This is a genomic window from Archangium sp. (assembly GCF_036388035.1).
Taxonomy (GTDB): domain Bacteria; phylum Myxococcota; class Myxococcia; order Myxococcales; family Myxococcaceae; genus Archangium.
Genome location: NZ_DASVSO010000627.1, coordinates 1 through 2,391, shown reverse-complemented (window position 1 = coordinate 2,391; position 2,391 = coordinate 1). Strand labels below are relative to the sequence as shown.

At 68.1% G+C, this 2,391-nt stretch carries 2 protein-coding genes and 1 pseudogene; all 3 read left to right on the top strand.

All coding sequences use genetic code 11. From position 1 onward, the window contains the following. The coding region (locus tag VF697_RS25655) for a class I adenylate-forming enzyme family protein (protein ID WP_331099346.1) at positions 1-1,253 on the top strand (1,253 nt) is incomplete at its 5' end. 76 nt (positions 1,254-1,329) lie between these two features. Beyond that, the gene (locus VF697_RS25650) at positions 1,330-1,941 is read left to right on the top strand and encodes a hypothetical protein (RefSeq protein ID WP_331099345.1); all 612 of its coding nucleotides are present in this window, start codon (positions 1,330-1,332) and stop codon (positions 1,939-1,941) included. Between the two features lie 66 nt (positions 1,942-2,007). Then, positions 2,008-2,391 (top strand): annotated as a pseudogene (locus tag VF697_RS25645) (hypothetical protein); the annotation flags it as partial.

The following is a 2,391-nucleotide window of genomic DNA, read 5'->3' as shown; positions in this document are numbered from 1 at the left end:
TGCGCGACACCGGCCCGCGCGTGCTCCTCTTCAGCGATGACTTCCGTGACGGCGTCGCCACCGTGAGCAAGCAGGTGGGCCCGGCGCTGAAGCTTGTCCACATGGAGGGGCAGGGGCTGCCCGAGAGCCGCCCCTACGCCGAGCTGCTCGCGCACACGTCCCCGACGAAGGTGACGAACGGGCAGGTGAGCGAGGAGGACATCATCTGCCTGCTCTTCACCGGCGGCACCACGGGCAAGTCGAAGGGCGCGCGTGTCAGCTATCGCATGGTGGCGTGGAACACGCTCAACACGCTCATCCACGAGGTGCGGCCCGGGGACGTCACGGTGACGCACACGCCCATGTTCCACACGGGCGGGCTGCTCGTCTACACGGTGCCGCTGCTCACCTGCGGCGGCACGGTGGTGCTCATGCGCCGCTGGGACGCGGACGAGATGCTGCGGCTGGTGGAGCGCGAGAAGGTGACGCTCTTCTTCGCGGTGCCCACGCAGTACCAGCAGATGTATGACGCGCCGCGCTTCCGCTCGGCGGACCTCTCCAGCGTGCGCTTCGTCACGAGCGGTGGCGCGCCGCTGCCGGTGCCGCTGCTCCAGGCGTGGCAGGCGGTGCACGCGGTGCCCTTCAAGCAGGGCTTCGGCATGACGGAGTTCGGCCCCGGCATCTTCAGCATGGGCCCCGAGTTCGCCGTGTCCAAGGCGGGCTCCATCGGCCGGCCCAACTACTTCATCGACGCGCGGCTGGTGGATGACGAGGGCCGCGACGTGCCCGAGGGCGCCACGGGCGAGCTCATTCTCAAGGGCCCGTCCATGGGCTCGGGCTACTTCGAGAACGCGGAGGCCACGGCCGAGGCCATCGACGAGGAGGGCTGGTTCCACACGGGCGACCTGGCGCACCGGGACGCGGACGGCTTCTACTTCATCAACGGGCGCAAGAAGGACATGTTCATCTCCGGCGGAGAGAACGTGTACCCGCTGGAGCTGGAGACGGCGCTCTACGAGCACCCCGCCGTGCAGAGCTGCGCGGTGGTGGGGGTGCCCGACCCCAAGTGGGGCGAGGTGGGGCGCGCCTTCGTGGTGCTCAAGCCCGGCGCGCAGGCCACGTCCGAGGCGCTGCTGGAGCACCTGCGCGGCCGGGTGGCGCGCTACAAGGTGCCCAAGCGGGTGGACCTGGTGGAATCCTTGCCAGTGTCGGCGGCCGGGAAGATTCTCAAGCGCGAGCTGCGCGAGCGGGCCATCGCGGCCGACAAGAGCTGAGCGCTCGGTCCCGCGACACATCCCAGACTCTTTGAACCAGTCGAGCCGGCATATGCCCGGCAAGAGGAGCCGTCACATGAAGAAGCAACTGCTGTCCGCGGTGATGCTGTGCACGCTGGGCGTGGTGGGCTGCGGCGACGACGAGAAGCAGCCCACGCCGACGCCGGTGGATCCCAACCAGAAGGCGACCAACCAGATGGAGGGCAAGACGTTCGTGATGGAGGGAGACAACATCCCCAGCCACCCCAACGGCTATAGCGAGAACCAGAACCTCGGGGGGTTCACCCAGTGCTACAACAGGGTCACCCTGACGGCGGCGAGCGGCAACTTCACTGTCATCAGCCACATGGGCACCCTCCGCGACGCGCCGACCGCGGGAAGCATCGGCACGTGTGACAACGCCGTGAAGACGCAGGAGCAGGCTCCGCTCTCCACGCTGACCTACCGCATCGAGAACGCCAAGGAGGACCTGAGCTGCTTCGATGTGACGTTCAACTACCCGGCTGGCTTCACGCAGGAGGGCCGTGCCAGCCTGAGCGCGGATGGCAAGACGCTGAAGATGGAACTCTTCGTCTCACAGCAGGCCATCGGCCACCGCTGCGCGGATGGCGCGGTGGGCTCCTCGACGGTGACGTTCCGCGGCCAGCCGTTCACCGGCAACGCGGTGCAGACGTACATCGCCCAGTAATCACGCGCCCGAGCGCGCACCCTCTCCGGAGACGAGACACGTATGACGTGGCAGTGGTTTCCTGACGTGACAGGCAGGAGTGCGGTACGAGGGGGCGCGCTGGCGCTGGCCCTCGGGACGGTGGGACTGGCTCTGCCCGCGGCGGCGCAGGGGAGCGCCCCCCTTCCCGGGGCGTACGCCGAGTGGCGTGATGCGAAGGAGCGCGAGGAAGACGCGCCGCCTCGTGAGTTCGTCTTCATCAACTACTTCTTCACCCGCGTCTCGGCGACGAACCAGCTCGGTGACCCGACGGGCCTCAAGGGCGTGGCGCTGGGGCCCATCGGCCAGGTGGGTGGCAGTGCGGTCCGGGTGGAGGAGAAGACCTCCTTCTTCGTCGAGCAGCGCTGGATTCCGGTCCTCGAGTACAGCCCGTTCTTCGTGGATGGGCTGGCCTCCTTTCGGGCCCAGTTC